Below are 2,024 nucleotides of genomic sequence, written 5' to 3' on the forward strand. Positions count from 1 at the left end.
GGCCTCGGCTCCAATTATCGTGGTGAATTCGATTTGACTGTGAGCGCTTTCGAAATAGTATTGCATGCCATATCGATATTCCAATAGACCATATCGAGCAAAATATGGTCATCGCAAAAAAATATCTTGATGAAACATTAAATTTAAGAAGCCAAAGCGTTATAAGTGGAATTTGCATTAGCCAAGGGGAAAGTAATCCACTTGAGATTTTGATGAAATGTCGTGTTCTCATTTTCCATTCATTTTTCTTGGTGTTGGTAAGGATGGCCCGTTTTCATTGTTTCTATTTTTTAATATAGACCGGATGGTAATCGCCTCTCGAGTGAAGATGATTATTACAAATAGTCCGGAAGTAATCCGAAAAATTGAATATTTATTTTGGTCTATAATAATATGACGTTTAAATATAGTTGCTTCTCCCCAGATTACAATTTCCGGAAGCCATGCAACAAGTACGACAAGGAGAATTGTGCAAACAGTTCTACTGATAACGCCGCGCCATGTGCGCTCTCGCAATAATGCATCTAGCTTTCTGCTCATTTTTTCATTTCCTTGCCGGGCACGAAGGATCCGCCTCCTTGTATCGTCGAACCTGCTGTCGCACCAGCGTAGCCAGGTAGCGGATTGGGAAATCCCTGAAGAATAGCGGGAACCGCTGGATTGACCGAGCCACCAGGGTAAATTAGCTTGGGTGCGTTCTGTCCAAAAATAGTTGTTGTGGCGGTTCCAGCGAGCCAGCCTAATCCTCCAAAGATCGACCCTACGGCACCCGCCAGTAGGGGGCTATCATTCTTTCCATAGTACGTATTATTGAAGGTTGTATTCAAAATATTGGTTGCGCCACCGAGAAACATATTGCCAGTAAAGCCAGTTGCGGCACCAATTGGCGCAGTCAGTGCACCGGTTGCCGACGCAAAGGCCGACTGAGTCGGGTTGACTTTGCCGTCCTGCGCGAACTGTCCTGCGGCATCAAAGCCCCCGCCGCCGACCGCCCCAATCGCTACAAGCGTTGCGGTGCTGCCTGCGGCTACGGCCGGGGTACCARTTGCGGCGAGTGCGCCAACAGATGCTGCAATGACGGCGGCGCCGATCTTATTGTCGAGGGACTGTTCTCTAGCTACTGCCGACGCAACTTGACCTGCAGTCGGCTGAGTCAGGCCGTTGTCTGCATAGAAGTTGTTGATTCGATCTTGCGGCAGGTATTTCGAGTAAATGCCTGCATCGGCTTTTTGCGCGTCTGTTGCGAAGAACATGTAGCCCGGCCCACTCGTGCCATCCGATGGGGTCATTCCGTGACCCTGACTCAGAAAGCTACTCGCCGCTTGATCCCATGCACCGCCAACGCCATTCTGCACTTGACGAAAGCTCTGTTGTGCAAGGCGCTCCTCGGCGTCGGCAACCTGAGCATCGGACGGAGCTTGCCCGCCATTGAGCCGCTGTGCGAAAGCCTTGGCATTGTCTTTGATCCACTTCTGCTCATCTGGATGCAACTGCCGATTGAACCGATCCACATTCGCGGCCGCCGCCGCACCCGACCCACCACCCACAACGGCACCAATGCCACCCGCTGCAATGTTCGCCGCCACATTCCCGAGCGCTTCATTCAGCCCCGCATTGCCAGTATCCGTGCTCTCTGACACAGCATTGCCAAGCTCTTGAAGCTTGGGCGCAGCCAGCGACGACGCACCCGCACCGACTGCGCCGGCCACCGCGTTGTCGCCACCCAGGCCCGCAACAAGCGCGCCGCCTGCGGCGTGCAGCGCCGCACGGTAGTCGCCGCCTTCCTCCCATTGCTTCGCGTCGGCAAGGTACTTGTGTTCCATCTCGCTATCCCCGGCGTCATGGGCGGCCCTGGCATTCGCGCGCGCCTCCTTTTCCTTGGCGCCGGCCACGTCGCCCACCGTCTTGGCGACCGCCTCGCCGGCGGCCTGGGCGGCGGCCATCATGTCGGACTGCTTGTTCAGCACCTGGTCCAGGTTGGGGTTCTTGCCGACCGTGCTGTTGGTGCCGGCGGTGTCCCGCCG

At 54.6% G+C, this 2,024-nt stretch carries 1 protein-coding gene and 1 pseudogene; both read right to left on the minus strand.

All coding sequences use genetic code 11. The features are described from left to right. Positions 1-228 precede the first annotated feature (228 nt). The gene (locus AC1DKD_RS40915; protein ID WP_441635213.1) at positions 229-540 is read right to left on the minus strand and encodes a hypothetical protein; all 312 of its coding nucleotides are present in this window, start codon (positions 538-540) and stop codon (positions 229-231) included. Next, positions 537-2,024 (minus strand): annotated as a pseudogene (locus AC1DKD_RS40920) (hypothetical protein); the annotation flags it as partial. The gene AC1DKD_RS40915 and the pseudogene AC1DKD_RS40920, both read right to left, overlap by 4 nt.

The organism is Cupriavidus sp. 05T313 (assembly GCF_056396665.1).